The sequence below is a fragment of the Streptococcus sp. HMSC076C08 genome (assembly GCF_001810825.1).
In the GTDB taxonomy this organism is placed as follows: domain Bacteria; phylum Bacillota; class Bacilli; order Lactobacillales; family Streptococcaceae; genus Streptococcus.
Genome location: NZ_KV802734.1, coordinates 1 through 24248, shown reverse-complemented (window position 1 = coordinate 24248; position 24248 = coordinate 1). Strand labels below are relative to the sequence as shown.

The following is a 24248-nucleotide window of genomic DNA, read 5'->3' as shown; positions in this document are numbered from 1 at the left end:
TCAACTGTCATTCATGAACTTATACCCTCAAAAGAAAAAGGAAAGACTGCCGTTTGTGCCTTTCCTCTTACTTGCTGTTTGTTTGATTATTTTTGGTAAGCTACTGCTTGTTTGATAAAGTCCTCAATCGGCTCTCCTTGGTGGAGAGCTTTTACAATTTTCGAACCAACGATAACACCATCTGATACCGCATTAAAGCGTTCTACATCTTCTTGACTAGACACACCAAAACCTGTCAAGACTGGGATGTCAGCTACTTGATGCAATTGTGCCAGGTGCTTGTCCAAGTCTGCACGGTAATTTCCTGATTTTCCTGTTACCCCATTGACAGCAACGGCATAGACGAATCCTTCAGCTCCCTTAATCAACTCTTTTTGGCGCTCAAGTCCTGTGGTCAAACTAACTAGGGGAATCAAGGCGATATCTGTGTCTGCCAAAAAAGGCTCTACAAAGTTGGCATGCTCATGAGGCAGGTCTGGGATAATCAATCCCTTAACAGTTGTATCTGCCAAATCTTTGACAAATTTGTCCACACCATACTGAAAGAGGGGATTGAAGTAGGTCATAATGACAAGAGGAATTTCTGTTTGAATGGTTTTCAAGGTTTCAACCAAAGCCTGGGTAGAAGTTCCATGAGCTAGACTGCGCAAGCCTGCTTCTTCGATCACAGGTCCATCTGCAACAGGGTCTGAAAAGGGAATACCCACTTCAATAGCTGAAACACCCAAATCTTCTAAAAAGTGGATTGTTTCAGCGAGACCATCCAAACCTTTCTCATGGTCTCCAGCCATGATATAGGGAACGAAAATTCCTTTTCCAGCTGCTTTGATAGCATTCAATTTTTCTGTTAGTGTCTTAGGCATGGGCTTCTCCCTTCTTTGCTGCATCTGCTTCCAAGCGGTCTTTGACTTGAACTACATCCTTGTCCCCACGACCGGATAGGCAGACAATCATTGACTTGTCTGGACCAAGTTCTTTGGCCAATTTCACCGCGAAGGCAATCGCATGGCTAGATTCCAAGGCTGGAATAATCCCTTCCACACGAGACAAGAGTTGGAATCCTTCCAAGGCTTCCTCGTCAGTCACAGGAACATAGCTGGCACGTTTGATATCGTGGTAGTGAGAATGTTCTGGACCGATACCAGGATAGTCCAAACCTGCTGAGATAGAGAAGGCTTCAAGAATTTGACCATGAGCATCTTGGAGCACATCCATGAGAGAACCGTGGAGGACACCCGGACGACCCTTGGTCAAGGTCGCTGCGTGATGCTCCGTGTCCACACCAAGCCCTGCTGCTTCAGCCCCATACATGGCAACAGACTCATCTTCTACAAAGGGATGGAAGAGTCCGATAGCATTAGAACCACCACCAACACAAGCTACTAGGGCATCTGGCAAATCTTGGCCGGTCAAGTCACGGTACTGTTGTTTAGCCTCTCGACCGATGACACTTTGGAAGTCACGAACGATTTCTGGGAAAGGATGAGGCCCCAAGGCAGAACCAAGGATATAGTGGGTATCGTCGATATTAGCAACCCATGAACGAAGGGCTGCATTAACCGCATCCTTGAGCACGCGCGAACCATCTGTCACAGCCTCAACCTTAGCTCCCAAAAGCTCCATACGGAAGACATTAAGAGCCTGACGTTTGACATCTTCCTCACCCATGTAGATGGTACATTCCATGTTAAAGAGGGCCGCAGCAGTTGCAGTTGCCACGCCGTGCTGACCAGCACCAGTTTCAGCGATGATTTTCTTTTTGCCCATACGTTTAGCTAGAAGAACCTGTCCCAAGGCATTGTTAATCTTGTGGGCCCCTGTATGGTTGAGATCTTCCCGTTTGAGATAAATCTTGGCTCCGCCAATATGCTGGGTCAAGTTTTTTGCGTAGTAAAGAGGTGTTTCACGTCCTACATACTGGCGCAAAAGTTGGTTCAATTCCTCTTGGAAGCTTGGGTCTGCCTGACTTTCACGATAAGCTTTTTCCAACTCCAAAACTGCTGTCATCAATGTTTCTGGGACGAAACGTCCGCCGAATTTTCCGTAAAATCCATCTTTATTTGGTTCTTGATATGCCATGCTTTACCCTCTCTATAAATCTTCTAATCTTTTCCTGATCTTTCTGTCCATCTGTCTCCACTCCACTCGATACATCTACTGCATAGGGAGTAAAGTGTTGAATTGCTTCTTCTACATTGTCTTCATTAAGCCCACCTGCGATGAAAAATGGCTGGGCTAGTCCAGACGTATCTAGTTGACCCCAGTCAAAAGTCTGTCCACTCCCTGCTACAGGAGCATCAAAGAGTAAATAGTCTGCCTGAGAATTGGGGACATGACCATTTCCATCCACCTGCACCGCCTGAATGCTAGCGCAAGGCAAATCCTCAAACAAATCATCTGCTACCTGACCATGAACTTGAACCAAGTCCAAGCAAACTTTGTCAATCGCTTCTAGCAGTTCTGCCCGACTTGGTGAAACAAATACGCCAACCTTCTTAACGTTCACAGGAATGAGCTTTGCCAGCTCTGTAGCCTCTTCCAAGGTCACCTGTCTTTTACTGGGTGCGAAGACAAAACCGATGTAGTCTGCCCCTGCTGATACGGCTGTCTCTACCGCTTCTTTGGTCGATAGTCCACAAATCTTAACCTTTGTCAATCTGCAACTCCTTGATTCTCTGGGCTACATCTTCTGCCTGCATGAGAGCTGTTCCCACCAAAATTCCGTTAAAGTATGGTGCTACTCGTTTTGCATCCTGCCCTGTGAAAATAGCAGATTCAGAAATGTAATAGCGACCTTCCTTAAAGTACTGGGCCAAGTCTACACTGGTCTGCAAGTCGACTTCAAAGGTGGTCAAGTTGCGGTTATTAACCCCAATAATCTCAGCACCCAGTCTGTGGGCTACCTCTAGTTCAGCTAGATTGTGAGTTTCCACCAAGACTTCCAGACCAAGCTCTGTCGCGTAGTCATACAGTTCCTTGAGGCGTTCTTCTGACAAGGCAGCCACGATGAGCAAGATAACTGTCGCGCCGGCATTGCGAGCGCGGATGATTTGTTTTTCATCGATGATAAAGTCCTTGTTGAGCGTCGGAATCTCTACTTGACTGGAAATCTCCCGTAGATAATCCAAATGCCCTTTAAAGAAAATCTCATCTGTCAAAACCGAAATCATCACTGCTCCATTTGCTTCATAAGTCTGGGCCTGTTGCACAATATCCACATCGAGATTGATATCTCCCAGACTAGGGCTAGCCTTCTTGACTTCAGCGATTACCTGTAAACGATCTTGGTGATTCTTCAAAAATTCAGCTAGGCGATAGGTCTGGCGTAGGGGCTGGACTTCCTCCAGCTCCATCTGCTCGACCTCATGAGCCTTCTGCTCCAAAATTCGTGCTAAAAATTCCTGACTCATTTTTGATACTCCTGTAACAGTCTGAGTTTTTCTAGGGCCTTACCACTAGCAATCACTTGACGGGCCAAGGCAACTCCTTCCTTGATACTAGCTACCTTACCATTGGCATAGAAACCAAGACCAGCATTCAAGACTGTCGTTTCCAAGAATGGACTTGGTTCGTTTTGAAGAACGCTAAGCAAAATCTCTGCATTTTCCTGAGCATTCCCTCCACGGATATCTTCGATAGCGTAGTGTTTCATCCCCAAATCCTCTGGAGTGAAACTTGACAAGGTGATTTCGCCATTTTCAAGAAGAGCAATCTTGGTTGTTCCGTTCAAGCCAGCTTCATCCAAGCCTTCTGGTCCAGCAACTACGATAGCACGTTTGCGACCCATATTTTTCAAAACCTGAGCTGTACTTTCTAGCAGTTCTGGACGACTAATCCCAAGAAGCTGTGTTTCCAAGGCCATTGGGTGAATCAGTGGACCAGTCAAGTTCATAATCGTTGGAATCCCCAATTCCAAACGAGCTGGCATGATGTATTTCATAGCTGGATGCATATTTTTAGCAAAGAGAAAGACGATGCCAGTTTTATCAAAGACCTTACCTAGTTCAGCTGGTTTGAGGTCAAGATTGATGCCCAAGGCTTGAAGGACATCTGCAGAACCTGATTTAGAAGAAATCGAACGGTTTCCGTGCTTGGCCATGTGAACACCGCCACCAGCCAAGACAAAGGCTGCAGTTGTGGAAATGTTAAAGCTGAAAGACTTGTCTCCACCAGTACCACAGTTGTCCATGGCATCATGAATCTCAGTTGGAATGTGTTGAGCATGCCCTCTCATGACTTGAGCAATGGCTGTGCGCTCTTCAGGTGTTTCCCCCTTCATCTTAAGGGCCAAGAGGAGAGAAGCAATCTGCGCCTCAGTTACACGCCCAGTTACGATACGCTCAATGACATCCGTCATTTCCACACCTGATAAATGTTCAAATTTTGCTAGTTTTTCAATAATCTCTTTCATCCTAGTTTCCTCACTTTACAACCTTCTCGATAAAATTCTGAATAGAAGACAAGCCATCTGGCGTTCCGATACTTTCTGGATGGTACTGGAAGCCATAAATCGGCAGGCTTTTGTGTTGAATTCCCATAATAGCTTGGTCATCAGTCGAACGAGCTGTCACTTCAAAGTCTTCAGGCATTTCTTCAATCAAAATACTGTGGTAACGCATGACTGGACGACCATCCTCAATGCCTTGATAGAGAACAGATGGCGCTTCAAAGCTGATATGGCTCTGTTTCCCATGCATGACTTTTGGAGCCAAGCCCAGCTTCCCACCAAAGACTTCTGCGATAGCTTGGTGACCCAAACAAATACCTAGAATTGGCTTCTTACCTGCAAAGTCACGAATCATGTCTTCCATCTTTCCGGCATCAATTGGCCAACCTGGACCAGGAGAAAAGACCAGACCATCTGCTTTTTCAGCTTCTTCATACAGCTTGGGATCATCATTTCTCAAAACCTGCACTTCTGCAAAATTCCCGATGTATTGCGCCAAGTTATAAGTAAAAGAATCATAGTTGTCAATCAATAAAATCATGGTCTTAGTTCTCCAATTCTAGTCATAGATTTAGCCTTGTTAATGGTTTCTTGGTATTCGTTTTGGGCGATAGAGTCATAGACAATCCCTGCCCCAGCCTGCACATAGGCTCTTTGATTTTTAAGAATCATGGTTCGGATGGCGATGGCCAAATCCATATCACCCGTCGCAGACAAGTAGCCGATTGCTCCTGCGTATACACCACGTTTTTCTGTTTCCAGTTCATAGATCCGTCTCATGGCCCGAATCTTTGGTGCTCCTGAAACTGTTCCAGCTGGAAGTGTAGCTTTCAAGGCATCCATGGCAGTGAGTTCTGGAAGCAAACGCCCTTTCACCACGCTGGTCAAATGCATGACATAGCGGAAGAGCTCCACTTCCATATACTTGGTGACTTGAACACTTGCCGTTTCAGAGATGCGGCCAATATCGTTACGTCCCAAGTCTACTAACATTCGATGTTCTGCTGTTTCCTTCTCATCAGACAGGAGGTCTGTCGCCAAGGCCTTGTCCTCTTCATCCGTAGCTCCTCTTGGTCGCGTACCTGCAATCGGATTGGTAGTTACGATGCCATTTTTGACAGAAACCAAACTTTCTGGACTAGCACCGATGATTTGATAATCCCCAAAATCATAGAAATAAAGGTAATTAGATGGATTGGTCACGCGGAGATTTCTGTAGAAGTCAAATGGATTTCCAGTAACTTCTGCTGAGAAACGCTGGCTAAGCACGCATTGGAACATATCACCATTACGAATCAAGTCGCGAGCTGTTTCCACCATTTGCTCAAACTTCTGAGGAGCGATATGCGGTTTGAAGTTCAGCGGAGATAGATCCAAATCTTCAAATTCATTTGAAGCAGGAATTCGTAATTCCTCAAGCACTTGGTTCAAGGATTCTTCCAAATCTTCTTGACTGCGATCACTATAGAGAGCATCCTCTATGACATGGATTTTTTCCTTCTTGTGGTCAAAGACCATGTAACTCTCATAGACAAAGAAATGCATGTCTGGCGTCCCAATGGTATCCTCAGGAATTTGACCAATTTCTTCATAGAGCGAAATCATATCGTAACCGACAAAGCCAATAGCTCCCCCACCAAAAGGTAGATCTGAATGGTGCTGGCTCTTATGAGTCACTTCATAAAGGAAATCCAAAGGATCCCGATCAATCACTTGACCATTTTGATAAAGGATTCCATTTTCAAACTTAATCTCAAAAACTGGATTATAGGCTAAGATAGAAAAACGAGCTGTTTCCTTGTCTCTCGGAATACTCTCTAAAATAACCTTGTGTTGCCCCTTTAGACGCATGTAAGCCAAGATTGGTGATAAGACATCTCCATGAATGATTCGTTCCATTGTAATTTCCCTTTCAGTTCTACTTCTAGTCCGTGGCGACTGTATGAAAAATCCCCACGCAAAATAACTTGCGTGAGGACGAAATTCGCGGTGCCACCTCAATTATAGGATTTCTCCTATCTCTCATTCCTGTCTCAGAACCTTCCTGTAACAGGCTGTGCGATAAAGGGCACTCCCTTGAGAATTATGTTTTCTTCTCTCGTTTCAGATGGACCCAACCTTACAGCTTTCTCTGCTTGTTTCCAGCAACCACAAGCTCTCTGTGAGAGAAAAGACTGTAATTTTTCCATCTCTTATTTTTTAGCTTCTAGGTAGTCTGCAATAGCAGCTACGTCCTTGTCTCCACGACCAGAGACATTGATGATGATAATGTCATCTTTACTTAGTTTCGGTGCACGTTTAACCGCTTCTGCGATGGCGTGTGAACTTTCAATCGCTGGGATAATCCCTTCTGTCTTACTAAGAAGGAGCAAGGCTTGAACAGCTTCTTCGTCTGTCGCTGCTACGTATTCTACGCGGCCAGAATCTTTGAAGTAGGCGTGTTCTGGGCCAACCCCTGGATAGTCCAAACCAGCTGAGATAGAGTAAACTGGCGCCAGCTCTCCGTCTTCCTTAAAGACTGCATAGGTCTTCATACCATCGACAATTCCGACACTACCTTTTGTCATAGTGGCTGCATGCTTGTCTGTGTCAAGTCCATGACCGGCAGCTTCGACCCCAACCAATTTGACTTCTTCATCAGCCACATACTGCGAAAAAGCACCGATAGCATTGGAACCACCACCTACACAGGCAATGACGTAGTCTGGTAAACGGCCTTCTTTTTCCAAGATTTGGCGACGAGATTCTTCACTGATGACCTTTTGGAATTCATGAACAATGGTAGGATAAGGATGAGGTCCTACAGCAGATCCCAAAACGTAGAAGGCTTCAAGGTCATTCATCCATGCTCCAAAGGCTGCATCAACCGCATCCTTGAGAGTTCGCGTTCCCGTTTCAACTGCGTGAACAGTTGCTCCCATCATCTCCATACGGAAAACATTGAGACGTTGACGCTCCACATCCTCTGCCCCCATATAGACATCACAGGCCATACCAAACTTGGCTGCAGCAGCTGCTGTCGCAACACCGTGCTGACCAGCTCCTGTTTCTGCGATCACTCGTTTTTTGCCCATACGTTTGGCAAGAAGGATTTGACCTAGAACGTTGTTAAGCTTGTGAGAACCAAGGTGGTTCAGGTCTTCGCGCTTGAGATAAATCTTAGCTCCACCTAGGTGGTCTGTCAAACTTTCTGCAAAATAGAGCGGTGTTTCACGACCTGAATAATCCTTCAAGTAATGGCGAAATTCTGCCAAAAATTCTGGATCATCCTTGTATTTGTCAAATGTCACTTCTAACTCATCCAACAAAGCCTGAATCGGCTCCGGTACAAAACTACCACCAAATTGTCCAAAATATCCTTTAGTTGTCATAAAAATTTCCTCTTTCCATATTAATCCGGCCGTTTTGTTTGCTTTTAGTAGTAGGCAAGGAGCTGCAGATAGAACTCAAGTTCATCAAAGCGACTTAACGCCCTAATAAAAGATAAACAAAATGACCGAAAGAAAAAAGCCCACACACAGAATCTACTTCTGTGTGAGGGCGTTAGTAACGCGGTGCCACCTCAATTATAAAGGGACTATCCCCTTTACATCTCTACCTTGTCTAACAACAAGTTGCACTGTAAGGTGTGCGCACCGAATTTTTATTGTTTCAAATTCATTTTTAAAATCAGCCCACTTTCACTACTTCCAACCACCTGTTCACAATCACCACAGGCTCCCTGAAGATCAAAAATAACTACTTTTCTGATTTATTGAGAATATTATATGTTATTGTCCGCTTTTTGTCAAGATTTTTTATGATTTTTTTCCAGAATCGAGGATTTCTTCGGAAATTCTCACCAAAGTCTTAACGATGTAATCAACTTCTTCATCGCTTAATTTTGTATGAAGTGGGAGCGTGATTTCATTTTCAAAGAAGGCATAGGCTCTTGGATAATCTGCCATATCAAAGCCAAGATTCTTATAGGCTGTCAAGAGCGGAAGCGGTTTGTAGTGAACATTACTTGCAATTCCTGCTTTGGCCAATTCTTGGATGATAAGGTTGCGTTCTTCTAAACTTGCTCCTTCTACATGAGTGATGTAGAGGTGGCGTGAAGATTCGACCGTATCAGTCTTGTGTGCAAGTGGGTGAATACGAGTACCCGCAAAACCACGATCATAGCGGTCCACGATGTCCTTACGACGTTGTAGCAAAGCTGGGTAACGGTCCAATTGTACCAAACCAAGAGAAGCCATGATATCTGTCATATTGCACTTGTAGGCTGGTGTGACTATATCGTATTCCCATGAGCCCAGTTGCATCTTAGCAAGAGCATCCTTAGTTTGACCATGAAGCGAAAGAATCTGGAATTCCTTGTACATCTCTTCATCGTCAATAGCTGGATTGGCCTTCCAAGTCGCACTTCCTCCCTCAGCAGTTGTAAAGTTCTTAACGGCATGGAATGAGAAGGAAGTAAAGTCAGCGATAGAACCAGCAGGTTGTCCTTTATAAGTTGATCCCAAAGCATGGGCACTATCAGAGACAATCACGATACGGTTAAAGGCTTTTTGCCACTTGCTTGATGCAGTAAAGAGGTCCCGTTTCTTCTCCACGACTTGGAACAAACGGTCATAGTCGCAAACAATCCCTGCAAGGTCTACTGGGATGATCACCTTAGTTTTCTCAGTAATGGCTTGCTCAAGCAAGTCATAGTCCATTTCAAAAGTATCTGCTTGGATATCCACCATGACAGGTGTTGCTCCCACGTGTGTGATGACACTACATGAAGCTGTATAGGTCATGGCTGGAACGATGACTTCATCACCTGGTCCCACTTCCAAAACACGTAAAATCAACTCAAGAGCCGCAGTCGCAGAGTTGAGACAGACAGTCTTAGGTGTCTGTGTGTAAAGAGACAAGCGACGCTCCAGTTCTTTTGTCTTCGGACCTGTTGTGATCCAACCAGAACGAAGGGTATCCGCTACTTCAGCAATTTCTGCTTCTGTAATATCGGGTGGTGAAAATGGAATATTGTAATTTGGCATTGATTTGCTCCTTTTATCTGTACTCATTTTCTCATGACTACTTTATTTTAGTACCTCAAACACGGTTTGAAACATGATTTTGATGTCTCCAAGGAAACTAAACTCTCGGAGATAGGCGAGGTTATAGCGCATCTTTTCAGGTAGGACGTGTTCGACATAGGCCTGATCAACCGTTAGACCTTTCTCCGTCATTTGACTGATGATCGTATCCTCATCCTTGTAGTTGATGCTGGCTGGAGAGGTGATTCCTGCCGGCAAGAGCAAGGTCGCCATCATTTCAGGACTATACTGCTCTGTGTAACGTGGCACTTCAGGCCTTGTCCCAACAAAGGACATTTCGCCTTTAAGAACATTGACCAACTGAGGCAGTTCGTCCAAGCGCACACGGCGAATAAAATTTCCCACCTTGGTAATGCGACTATCGTTAGCAGAAGTCACCAGACTTCCTTTTTTATCCGCATCCGTTACCATGGTACGGAACTTCCAAATCTTGAACGGACGGTTATACTGGGTCACGCGCTCTTGCTTATAAATGACTGGTCCCTTGCTATCCAACTTGATCCAAATGCTCAAGATAAGAAAGACGGGAGAAGTCAAAAGTAGCAAAAACAGGGCCAGAACCCAATCCAGGCAACGCTTGAAAATCAGCGACCCCTTCCTTTTAGAGACAAGCTGGTAATAAGACTCAACCTCGCTTGATTGCATTTCCACGGGCAAGTCTTCCCATTTCAGCATGCTGTTTCTCCTTTGTTTTTATTATACTATTTGTCAACATTTTTCATTATACCACAAAATGGAAAAGGCGGTGCAAGAAATCTGTAATTTAAAGGAATTCTTCTTTAGGTAAGAGCCCCTGCCTGCAAGCTATACATCTTGTGATAGGTTCCTCCCAAGTCCAAGAGTTCCTCATGGGTTCCACTCTCGATGATGCGCCCCTTGTCCAAAACGTAGATACAGTTGGCGTCTTGGATGGTCGAAAGGCGATGAGCAATAGCAATGGTCGTCCGACCCTGTCTCATCTTAGCTAGGGAATCTTGAACCAAACTTTCTGTTTCCGAATCAATATTGGCTGTCGCTTCATCCAAAATCAGGATTTTAGGTTGACTAGCAACTGTTCTGGCAAAGGCAAGAAGCTGGCGTTGGCCAGTAGAAAAGCTCGAACCACGCTCAGATACAGGTGCATTATAACCCTGCGGAAGCTCCTGAATAAAGGAATCTGCATCGACAAAGGCAGCCGCAGCCTGGACCTGATCATCACTAATGTCTTGGTACATGGCGATATTGGACTTGATAGTCCCATGATAGAGGAAGGGATCCTGCAAGACCAGACCGATGTTCTTTCTCAGCTCTTCCTGACTGTAGTCCCTAATATCCACACCATCCAAGAGAACTCGGCCTGACTGAAATTCATAAAAACGCATGAGGACATTGATAATAGATGATTTCCCCGAACCTGTATGACCTACAAAGGCAATGGTTTCCCCCTTGTTAACTGAAAAAGAAATGTCATCCAGAATCGGGTGTTTGCCATCATATGAGAAACACACATGTTCAAAACGAATATTGCCTTCTGTAATCTTTGCTTGGCTATCCTTTTGAAGGGGTTCATAGGTCCTCTCATCAATCAAGGCAAAAACACGGCCTGCAGAAACCATAGAAGTTTGAAGGGTTGAAAAGTTTTGCGTCACCTCAATCAAGGGGTCAAAGAGACGATTGATGTACTGGATAAAGGCATACATAGTTCCTGCTGTTATTCCCAGATAAAGCCCACGGTAGCCAAAATAGGCCATCAAGACAGCATAACCTAAAAGTTTCAGCAAACTCATGGCAGGGCGCAAAAAGAGGGCATCCAAGGCTACAGAACGGTTGGCATAGACCAAGTGTTCTTGGTTGATTTCATCAAACTCTGACTGTAGGCGCTTCTCTTGATTAAAGGCCTGGATTATTCTGATTCCCTCGATGTTTTCGGCCAGCTTGCTATTGATATCTGACAAGAGACTTCTGGTTTTCTCAATGATTTTCACTGATTTTTTTCGATAGAGATTGACCAAAAGGAAAATCAAGGGGAGAAAGAGCAAGACTAAAGCTGTCAAACGAAAATCCAATACCAACATGGTATACAGAGTTGTCAGAAAGATGAAAACTGCTGAAATAAAGCTGGATAAAATCCCCGAAAACATATCACTGATCGTCTCGGTGTCATTTGTCAAACGAGAGACAATAGAGCCTGCTGGCGTCTTGTCAAAGTAAGACATGCCCAGCTTCTCCATATTATCAAAGGCATCGCGACGAATATCCCTAACGATACTGTAGGATACCCGCGCAAAGAGAAGATTACCGACATACTGAACTACAGTTTGTAGAATATAAAGGCCATAGTAGGCCAGCAAAACGGTAATGGCTAGTTGGTTAAGATTACTCAGATACTGGTCGATAAAGTGGGAAGCCACAAGGGGAATGACACTTTTAATGACCGTCGTCGCTAGGAGAAAACTGAGTGCCAAAAAGGTCAGGAGGCCGTAAGGCTTGAGATAGGACATCAAGCGCTTCAATACAGTCCATTGTTCTTTCTTATTCTGCATCTTCTTCTCCTTTCATTTCCAGCTGCTGAGACTGGTAGGTTTGGGCATACCAGCCATCCAAAGCTAGCAAGTCTTCGTGTGTGCCTCGTTCGATAATTTGACCATTTTGCAGAACCAAGATTAGATCTGCATGGACAACTGCACTCAGGCGATGAGCCGTAATAATGGTTGTCTTGTCCTTTCGCGTCTCCTTAAGGTTGTCAATAATCGCATATTCTGTCTTGGCATCCACGGCCGACAAAGAATCATCCAAAATCAAGATATCTGGATCTAAAATCATCGCCCGACTCATGGCCAGACGCTGCTTTTGACCACCAGAAAGACTGACTCCCTTTTCACCGATAATGGTCTCAAATCCCTGAGGCATGTCTACAATGTCTTGATAAACTTGAGCTAGCTTAGTCGCTTCCTCGACTTCTGATAAAGGCAGGTCAGGATTACCAAAGCAGATATTGTCTAAAATCGAAGTCGCAAAGAGGAACTGGTCCTGAGGAACATAGCCCATAAGACTACGAAGATCTGTCAGACGATAATCGCGAATATCGTGACCGTTTAGATAAATGGCTCCCTTATCCACATCGTACTCACGCAAGAGGAGCTTAATCAAGGACGTTTTTCCAGAGCCTGTTTGCCCGACCAATCCCAGAGTTTGCCCTTTTTCCAAACTAAAGTGAACATTTGTCAGTGTTTCCTCATTTTCAAATGCAAAACTATCAACGGCATACTGCAAGCGCCCGTTTTCAATTCCATCTAAAGGAAACTCAGGGTCCTGTACAGGTGATTCCTGAGACAAAAGTTCCTCAATTCTCTGGTAAGAAACCTTCCCTCGCTGGGTAATATTAAAGAGGAAGCCGATGGCCATAAGAGGCCAAACTAGCATATCCAAGTAGCTGATAAAGGTAACTAGATTACCAACTGTAATCTGTCCCTCTTGAACCATCAAGGAGCCGACCAAGAGGGTTAACACATAGGATGAACCAACAAATAAGAGAACCATAGGGTCAAAGAGACTATCGTATTTCATGGTTTGCAGGTTCTTCTGGAAGGTCAATTCATTGACTGCCTGAAAGGACTTCAACTCGTCCGCCTGGTAACCGAAAGACTTGGTCACTTTAATACCTGATACAGACTCCTGTACCTTGTTATTAAGTTCGGAAAAGGCAGCTTGGGATTCGCCAAAGGCCTTGTGGGTCTTTCTCCCTAGACGACTGGTCGCATAAGCCATGAAAGGTAAGGGTAAAATGGCAACTAGGGTCATTTGCCATGAAATACTAAAAAGCATGGTCAGCAAAGTCACCAGCGCCGTGATGGAAGCATCCACTGCTGACATGACTCCTCCACCTGCGAGACGAGTTAGGGCATTGATATCATTGGTGGCGTGTGCCATCAGGTCTCCAGTTCGATAGGTCTGATAAAAGGCTGGCGACATTTTTGTGAAATGCTCAAACAATCGAGAGCGCATAATCTGCCCCAGACGGTAGGAAGTTCCAAGGATATACATGCGCCAAACATAGCGCAGATAGTACATCCCAAAGGCTGCCAGCAGCAGATAAAATAGATTAAGAAGGAGGTCCTGATGGGTTAATTGCCCCGATGTAATGGCATCAATCACCCGCCCCATAACCATGGGGGGAATGAGGTTGAGGACGGAAACCAAAACCAGGGCCACAATCCCGACTAGATAACGGCGTTTTTCTAACTTGAAAAACCACCAAAGTTTTTGAATAATGGACATAAAATCCCTTTCTGATTGCAAATTGAAACCTGAGGCCAAGACCCCAGGTTTTTCTTATTCATAGGTTACAACTGTGACAGCACCCTTGTCATACTCAGCGATAAAGATATTGGCCACATTGTCATGCCCTTGTTTGCTGAGATTATCAAGCAACCACTCTTCGCTACGGCCAATATATTCCAAAACATCGACTTGGATCACACCGTCAGTCACAACTGGATACTTAGGATTTTCATCTCCCATTTGGATCACGATGAGTTGGCCATTTTGCTCCTGCACAGCTCGTTTGACCTGTTTCATCTGGAAAATTCCTTGGCTACGAAGTTTGAGAGCAACTTCTGCTGCAGACAAACCAACTGAACGACAGGCTTCTGGGTCAATCTGCCCATTTTTGATAAGGAGAGTTGGTTTTCCATCAATCAAGCGTTTGACAAAACGAACATTGTTATTGAGCCACTTGAGGGTCAAGACCAAAATCGTCCACATCATCAAAATCACTGCGTACTGCAGAATGCTGATTGAACTATTGTAAATCACCCCACCGATGATACCACCAAGAACATAGTTCTGAATTTGGTCTGTAGCAGAGTTAGGTGCTAGATTCCCCTTTCCTGTCACATTAATAACAAAAACAAGAGAGAAAAGACCCAAGGCCAGTTTGATTAAAATTTCCATATAATTGAGTGTCATTTGTTTACCTCCACCAATTCAATAGCGTCTGTTTGATGCAATTCTAATTTCTCTAAAAGATACTTGTCTGGTTGGCTCCCGTTCATGGCACGATAGAAATTTGAACCTACCTTGATAAGTGCTCCATCAGTGGCTGCAGAAGTATTGACATAAACTTCTGATTTATCCACTCCCAAGTCTTTGGAAACAACCTCTATGAAATGAAGTGAAGTTTGAAATTGGTTGTTAGAGGCTTGATTGGTCTGGTATTTTGAGATTGTCACCAAAAGCATGGCCACCAAGGTCAAGGCCAAAATCATGACCAATTCCCGAAACTTAGTCCCCTTTTTATCTCGATAGGCTTTAAAAGCAAAAAATCCTGTGATAGCTAGGAGAACAATTCCAAAGCCAATCATGATGCCATTTTGCTGACTGATTTGGCTAAGTACATAGTCATATGAGTAAAATTTCATTTATTTTCACTCCCTTTCATAAAATCATTCTTAATTATAAACGAAAGAGAGTGATTTTTCAAGCCATACGTTGGGGAAATAGACCTTTTTTTGGTATAATAAAATCTATAATCTGAATGAAAAAGGTAACTTTATGAAACTCATCTCATGGAATATTGATTCCCTCAACGCAGCCCTAACTAGTGACTCAGCTCGCGCGAAATTGTCCCAAGAAGTCCTACAAATCTTGGTAGCCGAAAATGCTGATATTATCGCTATCCAAGAAACCAAGCTTTCTGCCAAGGGCCCTACTAAGAAACACCTAGAAGTACTTGAAGAACTCTTCCCAGGTTATGAAAACACTTGGCGTTCCTCTCAAGAACCTGCTCGCAAAGGCTACGCTGGAACCATGTTCCTCTATAAGAAAGAACTCACACCAACGATTAGCTTCCCAGAAATCGGTGCTCCTTCTACCATGGACTTGGAAGGCCGCATCATCACCTTGGAATTTGATACATTTTTCGTAACCCAAGTATACACACCAAACGCTGGCGACGGTCTCAAACGCTTGGAAGAACGCCAAGTCTGGGATGTCAAATACGCTGAGTATTTGGCGCAACTAGACAAAGAAAAACCAGTCCTTGCAACTGGAGACTACAACGTAGCTCACAAGGAAATCGACCTTGCAAATCCTGCCAGCAACCGCCGTTCGCCTGGATTTACAGACGAGGAACGTGCTGGGTTTACCAACCTTTTAGCAACTGGATTTACAGACACCTTCCGCCACATTCACAGTGATGTCCCTGAGCGTTACACTTGGTGGGCGCAACGTAGCAAGACTTCTAAAATCAACAATACAGGCTGGAGAATCGACTACTGGCTCACTAGCAACCGCGTGGCTGACAAGGTGACCAAGTCTGACATGATTGACTCGGGTGCGCGTCAAGACCATACGCCGATTGTATTGGAAATTGAGCTCTAAGGAGAAAGCTAATGGACTATCAAGCTGTCATTCCTGAATTTGTAGTATCTGACCTCGAAAAGTCACGCCACTTCTACTGCGACTTGCTGGGATTTTCTGTCGAATACGAGCGTCCAGAGGAGAAATTTCTCTTCCTCTCGCTTGAAGACTGCCAACTTATGCTAGAAGAAGGCAGCACAGAAGAATTAGCCCAACTAACCTATCCTTTCGGGCGCGGTGTCAATATTTCCTTTGGCATTGAAGATGTCCCTCAACTCCACCAAAAACTGCTGGAAGCCAACTATCCTATTTATCGTCCTTTGACTAAGAGAACATTTCGTGTTGGAGATCATTATATCTATCCTCATGAATTTGCAGTTTTGGATCCAGATGGTTATTTTTTAAGATTTAGCGAATAGAAGAATAAAAGGCTACAATACTATCTAGTATTGCAGCCTTTTATTCGTTCGCTTTTATGATCTATTTGCTAACAAAATATTTGATTTATAAAGCTAATTGGTGTAAAATAAAAACATTGGCAACAGCCTATTTAAAATTAAATATCATTTTACTTGTTTATGTCGTGAATTGGCACGACGTTTCTACAAGGTGCCGGAACACCTAACAATGAGTATGTCAGCTGAAGGTATGGTTTTGGCCATGCCTATTTTGAGGACTTACTTAGGGGATTAAGTAAGTCCTTTTTGAATATTTTTGTTAAATCACGCCTTTAAGTGTAAACTAAATATTTTTAATATTTCCCTTAATTAGTGCGGACGGGAGCAACTTCCTTCGGAAATTCATCCCTAATTTTTGAGCCCCTAGCTCTTTCATTTCTAGGCTTAGGCTAAAATAGTTCCCCGAACTATTTTACTCTCAAAAATCCCGTCATATACAATAACAAGATTATTGTCTATGATACCACTACAGCGGGAAATATCTAGTAAAACTCGCTTCGCTCGCACTAGTATTATACATATACATTATTAGCAAACTAAATCACTTTAGAAACATTTAGACAAGCAAATGAAGCATCTTTTAGACTTTAGGAGGTCTTATGAAATTATTAGAAGAGCGCATCCTCGAGGATGGGCATATCTTGGGTGATAATATCCTCAAGGTGGATTCCTTTTTAACCCATCAAGTTGACTTTAGCTTGATGCGAGAGATTGGTAAGGTATTTGCGGACAAATTCGCTTCTGCTGGCATTACCAAGGTTGTAACGATTGAAGCGTCAGGCATTGCACCAGCCGTTTTTACAGCTGAAGCCTTAAACGTTCCCATGATTTTCGCCAAGAAAGCTAAAAACATCACCATGAACGAAGGTATCTTAACCGCCCAAGTCTACTCCTTTACCAAGCAGGTGACCAGCACCGTTTCCATCGCTGTAAAATTCCTCTCACCTGAGGACAAGGTCTTGATTATCGATGATTTCCTTGCTAATGGCCAAGCGGCCAAAGGCTTGATCCAAATCATCGAACAAGCCGGAGCAAAAGTTGAAGCGATAGGTATCGTGATTGAAAAATCTTTCCAAGATGGTCGTGATTTGCTTGAAAAAGCAGGATATCCAGTCCTATCACTGGCTCGCTTGGATCGTTTCGAAAATGGTCAGGTCGTATTTAAGGAGGCAGATCTCTAATGCAAAAACAAGAAAAACACTCACAAGCAGCCGTTCTTGGCTTGCAACACTTATTAGCCATGTACTCAGGATCCATCCTGGTTCCCATCATGATTGCGACAGCTCTGGGCTATTCAGCTGAGCAATTGACCTACCTAATCTCCACAGATATCTTCATGTGTGGGGTGGCCACCTTCCTTCAACTCCAACTCAACAAATACTTTGGGATTGGACTACCAGTCGTTCTCGGGGTTGCCTTCCAGTCGGTTGCTCCCTTGATTATGATTGGGCAGAGTCACGGTAGCGGTGCTATGTTTGGTGCCCTTATCGTTTCAGGGATTTATGTAGTTCTGATTTCAGGCATCTTCTCAAAAGTAGCTAATCTTTTCCCTTCTATCGTAACAGGCTCTGTCATTACCACGATTGGTTTAACCTTGATTCCTGTCGCTATTGGAAATATGGGAAATAACGTTCCAGAGCCAACTGGTCAAAGTCTCTTGCTTGCAGCCATCACTGTTCTAATCATCCTCTTGATCAACATCTTTACCAAAGGATTCATCAAGTCTATCTCCATTTTGATTGGTCTGGTTGTTGGAACTGCCATTGCTGCTACCATGGGCTTGGTTGATTTCTCCCCTGTTGCGGCAGCACCACTTGTCCATGTCCCAACTCCCCTCTACTTTGGGATGCCAACCTTTGAAATCTCATCTATTGTCATGATGTGTATCATTGCAACGGTTTCTATGGTTGAGTCCACTGGTGTTTACCTGGCCTTGTCTGATATCACCAATGACCCAATCGACAGCACGCGCCTGCGTAACGGTTACCGTGCAGAAGGTTTAGCCGTACTTCTCGGAGGAATCTTTAACACCTTCCCTTACACAGGATTTTCACAAAACGTTGGTTTGGTTAAATTGTCAGGTATCAAGACTCGCCTGCCAATCTACTACGCAGCTGGTTTTCTAGTCCTCCTTGGACTCCTTCCTAAGTTTGGCGCGCTCGCCCAAACCATTCCAAGCCCTGTCCTTGGAGGGGCCATGCTGGTGATGTTTGGTTTTGTTTCCCTTCAAGGGATGCAAATCCTCGCCCGCGTTGACTTTACTAACAATGAACATAACTTCCTTATCGCAGCTGTATCCATCGCTGCAGGTGTAGGTCTAAACAATAGTAATCTCTTTGTCAGCATGCCGACAGCCTTCCAAATGTTCTTCTCAAACGGAATCGTCGTAGCCAGCCTACTCGCCATTGTACTCAATGCAGTATTAAACCGGAAAAAGAAATAAGAAAAAGAGGTGTGAGCCTCTTTTTTTGTTTCTCTATATCCTTACCTGTCTATCTTCTGACCGTTGGCCCGTGACAAACATGGTGAAGGTTGCCTTGCAGACATTTCTGCCATCTTGATTGGTAATATCGACATCCACGACACAAGTTGTGCGACCATGATGGACACATTCTCCTTTAATGGTCAGTACATCGTCAAGTTTTCCTGCCTTGAGGTAGTTGATAGAGGATTGGAGCGTCACTCCATCAAGCCCTAGAGAGATGACTACCAAACCACTGATTTGGTCACAAAGGGTGAAGAGATAGCCACCATGGGCATTGCCATAATAGTTGAGCGACGAGTCCACTACTTTTGTCGTCACCACAACATGACCATCTCTCATTTTTTCTATTTCGTAATTTTCAAAGGCCGATATAGCGTCAAAATGAAAATCTTTCATCGTTTCCTCCTGATAGTTCAAACGACACTATGATACTACTTTTTATAGGACTGTGCAAGGAGAAAGCTCCTAGTCTGGTAAAATTCCGACCTGTTCTACAAAGCGCATAAAGGCTACCTGTCCTTGTTCCGTCTGCTTGTAAACCCCTGCGTCCTCCAAAACACGCGCAAAAATAGCGCCCACAGAGTCCTTGACGATTTCAAGGGCTTTTTCTTTATCCGCTAGGTCCGGATGTTGATCTTTGAGCTGGTCTGCCCATTCCTGATGATAAGAGGCAACTGCTTCATCATCGCCTACAAGATAGCTGGCAACTTGCTCCACTTCTGCTTTCAGACGTGGTGGCAAAATAGCCAAGCCCATGACCTCAATCAAGCCGATATTTTCCTTCTTGATATGTTGGACATCCTTGTGGGGATGATAGATGCCATCAGGATGCTCTGGCGATGTCTGATTGTCTCGCAAGACCAAGTCCAACTCAAACTGTCCATCGCGTTTACGGGCAATGGGGGTAATGGTATGGTGTGGTGTCCCGTCTGTCTCTGACAAAATCTGTACTTCAGAGTCTGAATATTGCCGCCATTCCTGCAAAATCTTGTCAGCCAAGTTGATCAAATTCTCTTTGGAATCCGAAGTCAAACGAAGCACTGACATAGGCCACTTGACAATCCCAGCCTTGACCTGTTCAAAACCAGCAAATCGGAAAGTCTTTTGCAAGGGAGCCAATTCCATAGGAAATACGTGACGGCCTCCCTGATAGTGGTCATGGGTGAGAATAGAGCCTCCCACGATTGGCAGGTCGGCATTCGAACCTGCAAAATAGCCTGGAAACTGCTCTACAATCGCCAGCAGACGCTCAAAGCTCTGACGGCTGATAGCCATGGGACGGTGCTGGCCGTCTAAGAAAATACAGTGCTCATTAAAATAAGCATAGGGCGAATACTGGAAGCCCCACTCCTGCCCAGCCATTTCAAAACGGATAATACGGTGGTTGCTTCGAGCTGGGTGGTTGACCCGACCATGGTAGCCCTCATTCTCTAGACAAAGCTGACACTGAGGATAATTGCTAGCTTGCACCAACTTGGCTGCTGCAATCTCTTTTGGATCCTTTTCAGGCTTAGAGAGATTGATGGTAATCTCTAGTTCACCGTAGTCAGACGGAACACGATAAGCAATATTCTTTGCGATAGCCTTTAGTTTGATGTAGTCATTTTTCTGACTGAGTTGGTAGAAGTCTGCAATTGCCTGCTCTGGTGACTGGGCATAGGTTGTCCAAAAGTCACGATTAACCTGGCTCGGACACGGCGTTACCAAGTCCATGAGGTCAGCACCGAGAATTTCGCGCGCAGCCAGACTATCTTCAATCGTTTCCATGCAAACGGCTTCCTCAACAAGCTGGTCCTTGAGGTCAATCAATTTATCCATATCAGTCTCAACTTCCAAAACTCCTTCGCCCACCCGTGCTAAGACACGATTGGTCAGGTAGATGCGATCCATTTCCTCAAATGAACTTTCAGCAATAACGTGTGTTACAAATTTATCTACTAAGGTCACGATAGAGCCTCCTTTTAACTAGTCAAGGACGCGAGTGCCACCTGCAACTTCAGCGATATAGAAGCTTGGAGCATATCCAACGACTTCCTCGTAGTGCTTGCCTACAGCTTCCTTAAAGGCCTCAACAGCATCTTTTTGCACCAAGGCAATGGCACAGCCACCAAAACCAGCTCCTGTCATACGAGCACCGAGAACACCTTCTTGTACCCAAGCTGCGTGAACAAGGGTATCCAATTCCAAGCCAGTTACTTCATAGTCATGTTCTAGAGAAACGTGAGAAGCATTCATCAAACGACCAAAGGTTTCCAAATCACCTGCCTGAAGAGCTGCTTGCGCTTTGAGGGTACGTTGGTTTTCAAGCACAGCATGGCGAGCACGTTTTAAGCGATTTTCATCTTTAATCAGATAGCTATATTGGTCAAAGGCCCACTCATCCAATTCACCCAAGGTCTGAATATCCATGGCAGCTTGCAATTCTTCCACAGCTTTTTCACACTCAGCACGGCGTTCATTGTACTTAGAGTCCGCCAATTCACGACGTTTATTAGTGTTCATGATAACAACAACATTGTCCTTCAAATCAAGTGGCACCAAGTCATATTCTAACGTATTGGTATCCAGGTAAATGGCCCGTTGGTCAGCACCCATACCGATAGCAAACTGGTCCATGATACCAGAGTTGACTCCAATAAAGTTGTTTTCTGTTTGTTTTCCGATTTTAACCAAATCCAAACGGTCTAGTTTTAAACCAAAGAGATGCTCTGCCACAACACCAGTCAAGAGTTCCAAGGACGCTGATGATGACAAACCTGAACCATTTGGGATATTCCCAAAGACATAAAAATCAAAACCTTTGTCAATGACATGACCTGCTTCTTGCAAGAAATGAAGAACCCCTTTTGGATAGTTGGTCCAGCTGTGCTCTTTTTCAAACTTGAGGTCAGTAAGAGGCACTTCAATGATACCCTTGTCCTCAAAGTTGGCTGAGTAGAAACGCAAAACTTGGTCGTCACGTTTGCGAGCCGCCCCATAAGTTCCCAAGGAAATAGCTGCTGGGAAAACATGTCCACCATTGTAATCCGTGTGTTCACCAATCAAATTGATACGGCCTGGTGAAAAGAAAGTTTGGTCTGCTTCTTGACCAAAAACGGCAAGAAAGTCTTTGCGAAGGGCTTCAGTAGTAAGATCTTGTGTCATATAAATTCTCCTTTGACTGTTCGTTAAGTCGCCTTAACGTGTAATCGTTTTCTTCTATTGTATCCAAGGGATTTACCAAGGTCAATCCTTTTTACTAAACTTTTACTAAACTATCAGTAAAAAGCAGAAAAATATGATATACTAACCTAAAAGGAGGAGGATTTATGGCTACCTTAAAAGATATCGCACAGCTAGCCTCTGTCTCTATCGCGACCGTATCTCGTGTCCTCAATCGCGACCAGAGCCTATCTGTTACAGAAGAAACCAGACACCGTATTTTAACTGTCGCGGAAGAGCTGGGCTATACTAAGCACCTCAAGACAGGCGAATCCCACAAACCCAAGCAAAAGATTGCCATTATCCAATGGGTCAGCGAACAAGGGGAGTTGGACGATCTCTACTACTATCAGATTCGTCTCGGTATTGAAAAAAGAGCCCAAGAACTGGACTATGATATCTTGCGCTATTTTAACGATCATCCTTTTACCCTCAGCGAGGAAGTGATTGGCATTCTCTGCATCGGAAAATTTAGCCGAGATCAGATTGCCGCCTTTGAAGAATACCAAAAACCTTTAGTCTTTATAGACAGCGACACCCTCTCACTAGGTCATACCTGTATTATCACTGACTTTTACACTGCTGTGAAACAAGTTGTAGACCATTTCCTCAGCCAAGGGATGAACCGTATTGGAATTCTCACAGGCCTTGAGGAAACAACCGACCAGGAAGAAATTATCCAGGATAAGCGGCTAGAGAATTTCAAAGACTATACCCAAGCAAATGGAATCTACCATAAAGAACTGGTCTTTCAGGGGAGCTTTACTGCCCAGTCTGGCTATGACTTGATGAAGGAGGCCATTCACAAGCTAGGAGAACAACTCCCACCAGCCTTTTTCGCAGCCAGCGATAGTTTAGCCATCGGTGCCCTTCGTGCCCTTCAAGAAGCTGGAATCAGCCTACCAGACCGCGTCAGCCTCATTTCTTTTAACGACACTAGCCTGACCAAGCAGGTCTATCCCCCCCTCTCCAGTATCACTGTCTATACCGAGGAAATGGGCCGAGCAGGGATGGATATTCTTAACAAGGAAGTTCTACACGGTCGCAAAATCCCTAGCCTAACCATGCTGGGAACCAGACTGACTTTGAGAGAGAGTACGAGGAATGAATAAGAAAAACTCACAAACAAGATTCTGAGCGAAACTTGCTTGTGAGTTTTTTGCTATCCCTCCACAATCATATTTTTAAACAGCTGATAAAAGTAGTATGATACTAATGAGGCGAGCCATTAGTATACACCAACCTATTAGAAAGGAATTTCCAAATGTTAGCTAAAATAACTCCAAACGACTACCTACATACCTACTACAAACAATGGATTACCATTTACAAAGAAGGAGCCATCCGAAATGTTACTTTACAAAAATACAAAATGACCCTGCACTGGCTACAAGAACTAGCACCTGATCTAAAACTATGCGATGTAAATCGTATCGTTTATCAACAGTTACTCAATAACTACGCAAAAGAGCATGAACGTGTCACAACAATGGATTTTCACCATCAGCTTAAAAGTGCGATTATGGATGCTGTAGATGAAGGGTTAATCACTCACGATCCTACTCGTAAGGCCATTATTAAAGGGAAAAATCCTCGAGAAAAGAAGCCAAAATACCTCAATCAGTTTGAACTTCATACACTCTTAACTCATTTAAAGCTATCTAATCATCTCAACTGGGATTGGCTCATATTACTAACAGCTAAGACTGGAATTCGTTTTTCTGAAGCTCTGGGCATCACACCAGCTGACTTTGACTTTCCTCATCAACTACTCAGTATTAATAAAACTTGGAATTATAAAGAAGTTGGAGAATTTGCACCAACGAAAAATCGTTCTTCTGTTCGAAAAATTCAATTAGATTGGCAAACTGTTATCCAATTTGCCGAACTAACGCGTGATCTCCCTTTGGAACAACCTATCTTTGTTCATGGGAAAATATACAATTCTACTATAAATAACGTCTTAGAGAAGAGATGTAAGGAAGCCAAAGTTCCCGTGATTACTTTACACGGTCTGCGGCATACCCATGCTTCACTTCTGCTTTTTGCTGGTGTTTCAATTGCTAGTGTTGCTAGACGACTAGGGCATGCTAGCATGACCACTACTCAAAAAACATACCTTCATATTATCCAAGAACTTGAAAATCAAGATATTGATTTGATTATGCGATCACTATCTAGTCTCAATTAAGTAGGAATCACTCACGCTGTTGAAGGGTAATGAGCTGGTC

Annotated in this window: 23 protein-coding genes, 1 pseudogene, 1 riboswitch and 2 other annotated features; of the genes and pseudogenes, 7 read left to right on the top strand and 17 right to left on the bottom strand. The window is 44.1% G+C overall.

Going from position 1 to position 24248, the window contains the following annotated elements:
• Nucleotides 1-28 precede the first annotated feature (28 nt).
• Nucleotides 29-115, top strand: a pseudogene (locus HMPREF2766_RS10360) (prepilin peptidase); the annotation flags it as partial.
• Here HMPREF2766_RS10360 and trpA read toward each other — a convergent pair.
• The 14 genes from trpA to HMPREF2766_RS05145 form a co-directional block, all read right to left on the bottom strand.
• The gene (trpA, locus tag HMPREF2766_RS05215; protein ID WP_070568214.1) at nt 87-863 is read right to left on the bottom strand and encodes a tryptophan synthase subunit alpha; all 777 of its coding nucleotides are present in this window, start codon (nt 861-863) and stop codon (nt 87-89) included. The pseudogene HMPREF2766_RS10360 and the gene trpA sit on opposite strands and share 29 nt — an antisense overlap.
• The gene (gene trpB, locus HMPREF2766_RS05210) at nt 856-2079 is read right to left on the bottom strand and encodes a tryptophan synthase subunit beta (protein WP_000331265.1); all 1224 of its coding nucleotides are present in this window, start codon (nt 2077-2079) and stop codon (nt 856-858) included. Before trpB (HMPREF2766_RS05210) ends, trpA begins: the two co-directional genes overlap by 8 nt.
• Entirely contained in the window at nt 2057-2656 is a 600-nt protein-coding gene (locus HMPREF2766_RS05205; protein WP_049520407.1) for a phosphoribosylanthranilate isomerase, read from the bottom strand. The genes trpB (HMPREF2766_RS05210) and HMPREF2766_RS05205 overlap by 23 nt, the downstream gene beginning before the upstream one ends.
• Complete coding sequence (trpC, locus tag HMPREF2766_RS05200) at nt 2643-3410, bottom strand: indole-3-glycerol phosphate synthase TrpC (RefSeq protein ID WP_049520406.1); 768 nt, start codon at nt 3408-3410, stop codon at nt 2643-2645. The genes HMPREF2766_RS05205 and trpC overlap by 14 nt, the downstream gene beginning before the upstream one ends.
• On the bottom strand, nt 3407-4411 hold the full coding sequence (gene trpD, locus HMPREF2766_RS05195) for an anthranilate phosphoribosyltransferase (protein ID WP_070568211.1): 1005 nt from the start codon (nt 4409-4411) through the stop codon (nt 3407-3409). The genes trpC and trpD overlap by 4 nt, the downstream gene beginning before the upstream one ends.
• Nucleotides 4412-4421: 10 nt before the next feature.
• Nucleotides 4422-4988, bottom strand: a complete 567-nt coding sequence (locus HMPREF2766_RS05190) for an aminodeoxychorismate/anthranilate synthase component II (RefSeq protein WP_070568207.1) — start codon at nt 4986-4988, stop codon at nt 4422-4424.
• Nucleotides 4985-6346: an anthranilate synthase component I gene (trpE, locus tag HMPREF2766_RS05185; RefSeq protein WP_070568204.1), complete on the bottom strand. Its 1362-nt coding sequence runs from the start codon at nt 6344-6346 to the stop codon at nt 4985-4987. Before trpE ends, HMPREF2766_RS05190 begins: the two co-directional genes overlap by 4 nt.
• A gap of 71 nt (nt 6347-6417) precedes the next feature.
• Nucleotides 6418-6649, bottom strand: a binding site (T-box leader).
• On the bottom strand, nt 6640-7818 hold the full coding sequence (trpB, locus tag HMPREF2766_RS05175; RefSeq protein WP_000208442.1) for a tryptophan synthase subunit beta: 1179 nt from the start codon (nt 7816-7818) through the stop codon (nt 6640-6642). It overlaps the preceding feature by 10 nt.
• A 162-nt stretch (nt 7819-7980) precedes the next feature.
• Nucleotides 7981-8211: a binding site (T-box leader), on the bottom strand.
• Between the two features lie 33 nt (nt 8212-8244).
• A complete protein-coding gene (locus HMPREF2766_RS05170; protein WP_070568201.1) occupies nt 8245-9474 on the bottom strand; it encodes a DegT/DnrJ/EryC1/StrS family aminotransferase in 1230 nt (409 codons plus the stop codon).
• Nucleotides 9475-9516: 42 nt separating this feature from the next.
• Nucleotides 9517-10209, bottom strand: a complete 693-nt coding sequence (locus tag HMPREF2766_RS05165; protein ID WP_000922222.1) for a sugar transferase — start codon at nt 10207-10209, stop codon at nt 9517-9519.
• Nucleotides 10210-10313: 104 nt separating this feature from the next.
• Nucleotides 10314-12056, bottom strand: a complete 1743-nt coding sequence (locus HMPREF2766_RS05160; protein WP_070568199.1) for an ABC transporter ATP-binding protein — start codon at nt 12054-12056, stop codon at nt 10314-10316.
• On the bottom strand, nt 12046-13791 hold the full coding sequence (locus HMPREF2766_RS05155) for an ABC transporter ATP-binding protein (RefSeq protein WP_070568196.1): 1746 nt from the start codon (nt 13789-13791) through the stop codon (nt 12046-12048). The genes HMPREF2766_RS05160 and HMPREF2766_RS05155 overlap by 11 nt, the downstream gene beginning before the upstream one ends.
• A gap of 54 nt (nt 13792-13845) precedes the next feature.
• Nucleotides 13846-14481, bottom strand: coding sequence for a DUF421 domain-containing protein (locus HMPREF2766_RS05150; protein ID WP_070568193.1), 636 nt, complete (start codon nt 14479-14481; stop codon nt 13846-13848).
• Nucleotides 14478-14933, bottom strand: a complete 456-nt coding sequence (locus HMPREF2766_RS05145; RefSeq protein WP_000675329.1) for a DUF3290 family protein — start codon at nt 14931-14933, stop codon at nt 14478-14480. Before HMPREF2766_RS05145 ends, HMPREF2766_RS05150 begins: the two co-directional genes overlap by 4 nt.
• A 133-nt stretch (nt 14934-15066) precedes the next feature.
• Between HMPREF2766_RS05145 and HMPREF2766_RS05140 the strand changes: the two genes are divergently transcribed.
• From HMPREF2766_RS05140 to HMPREF2766_RS05125, 4 genes are all read left to right on the top strand, one after another.
• Nucleotides 15067-15894, top strand: a complete 828-nt coding sequence (locus HMPREF2766_RS05140) for an exodeoxyribonuclease III (RefSeq protein WP_070568190.1) — start codon at nt 15067-15069, stop codon at nt 15892-15894.
• 11 nt (nt 15895-15905) lie between these two features.
• On the top strand, nt 15906-16292 hold the full coding sequence (locus HMPREF2766_RS05135; protein ID WP_000386238.1) for a bleomycin resistance protein: 387 nt from the start codon (nt 15906-15908) through the stop codon (nt 16290-16292).
• 133 nt (nt 16293-16425) lie between these two features.
• Nucleotides 16426-16521, top strand: a riboswitch (purine riboswitch).
• A gap of 409 nt (nt 16522-16930) precedes the next feature.
• Nucleotides 16931-17512, top strand: coding sequence for a xanthine phosphoribosyltransferase (locus HMPREF2766_RS05130; protein ID WP_049489605.1), 582 nt, complete (start codon nt 16931-16933; stop codon nt 17510-17512).
• Nucleotides 17512-18774 (top strand): nucleobase:cation symporter-2 family protein, encoded by a 1263-nt coding sequence (locus tag HMPREF2766_RS05125; protein ID WP_070568187.1) that lies wholly within the window; start codon nt 17512-17514, stop codon nt 18772-18774. The genes HMPREF2766_RS05130 and HMPREF2766_RS05125 overlap by 1 nt, the downstream gene beginning before the upstream one ends.
• A gap of 33 nt (nt 18775-18807) precedes the next feature.
• Here HMPREF2766_RS05125 and HMPREF2766_RS05120 read toward each other — a convergent pair whose 3' ends face one another.
• From HMPREF2766_RS05120 to HMPREF2766_RS05110, 3 genes are all read right to left on the bottom strand, one after another.
• Nucleotides 18808-19212: a PaaI family thioesterase gene (locus HMPREF2766_RS05120; protein ID WP_070568184.1), complete on the bottom strand. Its 405-nt coding sequence runs from the start codon at nt 19210-19212 to the stop codon at nt 18808-18810.
• Nucleotides 19213-19281: 69 nt separating this feature from the next.
• Nucleotides 19282-20763, bottom strand: a complete 1482-nt coding sequence (locus HMPREF2766_RS05115; RefSeq protein ID WP_070568181.1) for a UDP-glucose--hexose-1-phosphate uridylyltransferase — start codon at nt 20761-20763, stop codon at nt 19282-19284.
• An 18-nt stretch (nt 20764-20781) separates the two neighbouring features.
• The gene (locus HMPREF2766_RS05110) at nt 20782-21960 is read right to left on the bottom strand and encodes a galactokinase (RefSeq protein WP_070568178.1); all 1179 of its coding nucleotides are present in this window, start codon (nt 21958-21960) and stop codon (nt 20782-20784) included.
• A gap of 164 nt (nt 21961-22124) precedes the next feature.
• Between HMPREF2766_RS05110 and galR the strand changes: the two genes are divergently transcribed.
• Together galR and HMPREF2766_RS05100 are read left to right on the top strand one after the other, a co-directional pair.
• Nucleotides 22125-23129, top strand: a complete 1005-nt coding sequence (galR, locus tag HMPREF2766_RS05105; protein WP_070568175.1) for a DNA-binding transcriptional regulator GalR — start codon at nt 22125-22127, stop codon at nt 23127-23129.
• Nucleotides 23130-23281: 152 nt separating this feature from the next.
• On the top strand, nt 23282-24208 hold the full coding sequence (locus tag HMPREF2766_RS05100) for a site-specific integrase (protein WP_070568172.1): 927 nt from the start codon (nt 23282-23284) through the stop codon (nt 24206-24208).
• The last annotated feature ends 40 nt before the right edge of the window (nt 24209-24248 follow it).

What these genes read in the sequence shown, in the direction of transcription:
- trpB (WP_000331265.1), bottom strand. Translation starts at nt 2,079, where the DNA reads ATGGCATATCAAGAACCAAATAAAGATGGATTTTACGGAAAATTCGGC.
- galR (WP_070568175.1), top strand. Translation starts at nt 22,125, where the DNA reads ATGGCTACCTTAAAAGATATCGCACAGCTAGCCTCTGTCTCTATCGCG.
- HMPREF2766_RS05140 (WP_070568190.1), top strand. Translation starts at nt 15,067, where the DNA reads ATGAAACTCATCTCATGGAATATTGATTCCCTCAACGCAGCCCTAACT.
- HMPREF2766_RS05150 (WP_070568193.1), bottom strand. Translation starts at nt 14,481, where the DNA reads ATGACACTCAATTATATGGAAATTTTAATCAAACTGGCCTTGGGTCTT.
- HMPREF2766_RS05125 (WP_070568187.1), top strand. Translation starts at nt 17,512, where the DNA reads ATGCAAAAACAAGAAAAACACTCACAAGCAGCCGTTCTTGGCTTGCAA.
- HMPREF2766_RS05135 (WP_000386238.1), top strand. Translation starts at nt 15,906, where the DNA reads ATGGACTATCAAGCTGTCATTCCTGAATTTGTAGTATCTGACCTCGAA.
- HMPREF2766_RS05160 (WP_070568199.1), bottom strand. Translation starts at nt 12,056, where the DNA reads ATGCAGAATAAGAAAGAACAATGGACTGTATTGAAGCGCTTGATGTCC.
- HMPREF2766_RS05110 (WP_070568178.1), bottom strand. Translation starts at nt 21,960, where the DNA reads ATGACACAAGATCTTACTACTGAAGCCCTTCGCAAAGACTTTCTTGCC.
- HMPREF2766_RS05145 (WP_000675329.1), bottom strand. Translation starts at nt 14,933, where the DNA reads ATGAAATTTTACTCATATGACTATGTACTTAGCCAAATCAGTCAGCAA.
- HMPREF2766_RS05100 (WP_070568172.1), top strand. Translation starts at nt 23,282, where the DNA reads ATGTTAGCTAAAATAACTCCAAACGACTACCTACATACCTACTACAAA.
- trpA (WP_070568214.1), bottom strand. Translation starts at nt 863, where the DNA reads ATGCCTAAGACACTAACAGAAAAATTGAATGCTATCAAAGCAGCTGGA.
- HMPREF2766_RS05120 (WP_070568184.1), bottom strand. Translation starts at nt 19,212, where the DNA reads ATGAAAGATTTTCATTTTGACGCTATATCGGCCTTTGAAAATTACGAA.
- trpE (WP_070568204.1), bottom strand. Translation starts at nt 6,346, where the DNA reads ATGGAACGAATCATTCATGGAGATGTCTTATCACCAATCTTGGCTTAC.
- HMPREF2766_RS05165 (WP_000922222.1), bottom strand. Translation starts at nt 10,209, where the DNA reads ATGCTGAAATGGGAAGACTTGCCCGTGGAAATGCAATCAAGCGAGGTT.
- HMPREF2766_RS05170 (WP_070568201.1), bottom strand. Translation starts at nt 9,474, where the DNA reads ATGCCAAATTACAATATTCCATTTTCACCACCCGATATTACAGAAGCA.
- trpB (WP_000208442.1), bottom strand. Translation starts at nt 7,818, where the DNA reads ATGACAACTAAAGGATATTTTGGACAATTTGGTGGTAGTTTTGTACCG.
- trpC (WP_049520406.1), bottom strand. Translation starts at nt 3,410, where the DNA reads ATGAGTCAGGAATTTTTAGCACGAATTTTGGAGCAGAAGGCTCATGAG.
- HMPREF2766_RS05130 (WP_049489605.1), top strand. Translation starts at nt 16,931, where the DNA reads ATGAAATTATTAGAAGAGCGCATCCTCGAGGATGGGCATATCTTGGGT.
- HMPREF2766_RS05155 (WP_070568196.1), bottom strand. Translation starts at nt 13,791, where the DNA reads ATGTCCATTATTCAAAAACTTTGGTGGTTTTTCAAGTTAGAAAAACGC.
- trpD (WP_070568211.1), bottom strand. Translation starts at nt 4,411, where the DNA reads ATGAAAGAGATTATTGAAAAACTAGCAAAATTTGAACATTTATCAGGT.
- HMPREF2766_RS05190 (WP_070568207.1), bottom strand. Translation starts at nt 4,988, where the DNA reads ATGATTTTATTGATTGACAACTATGATTCTTTTACTTATAACTTGGCG.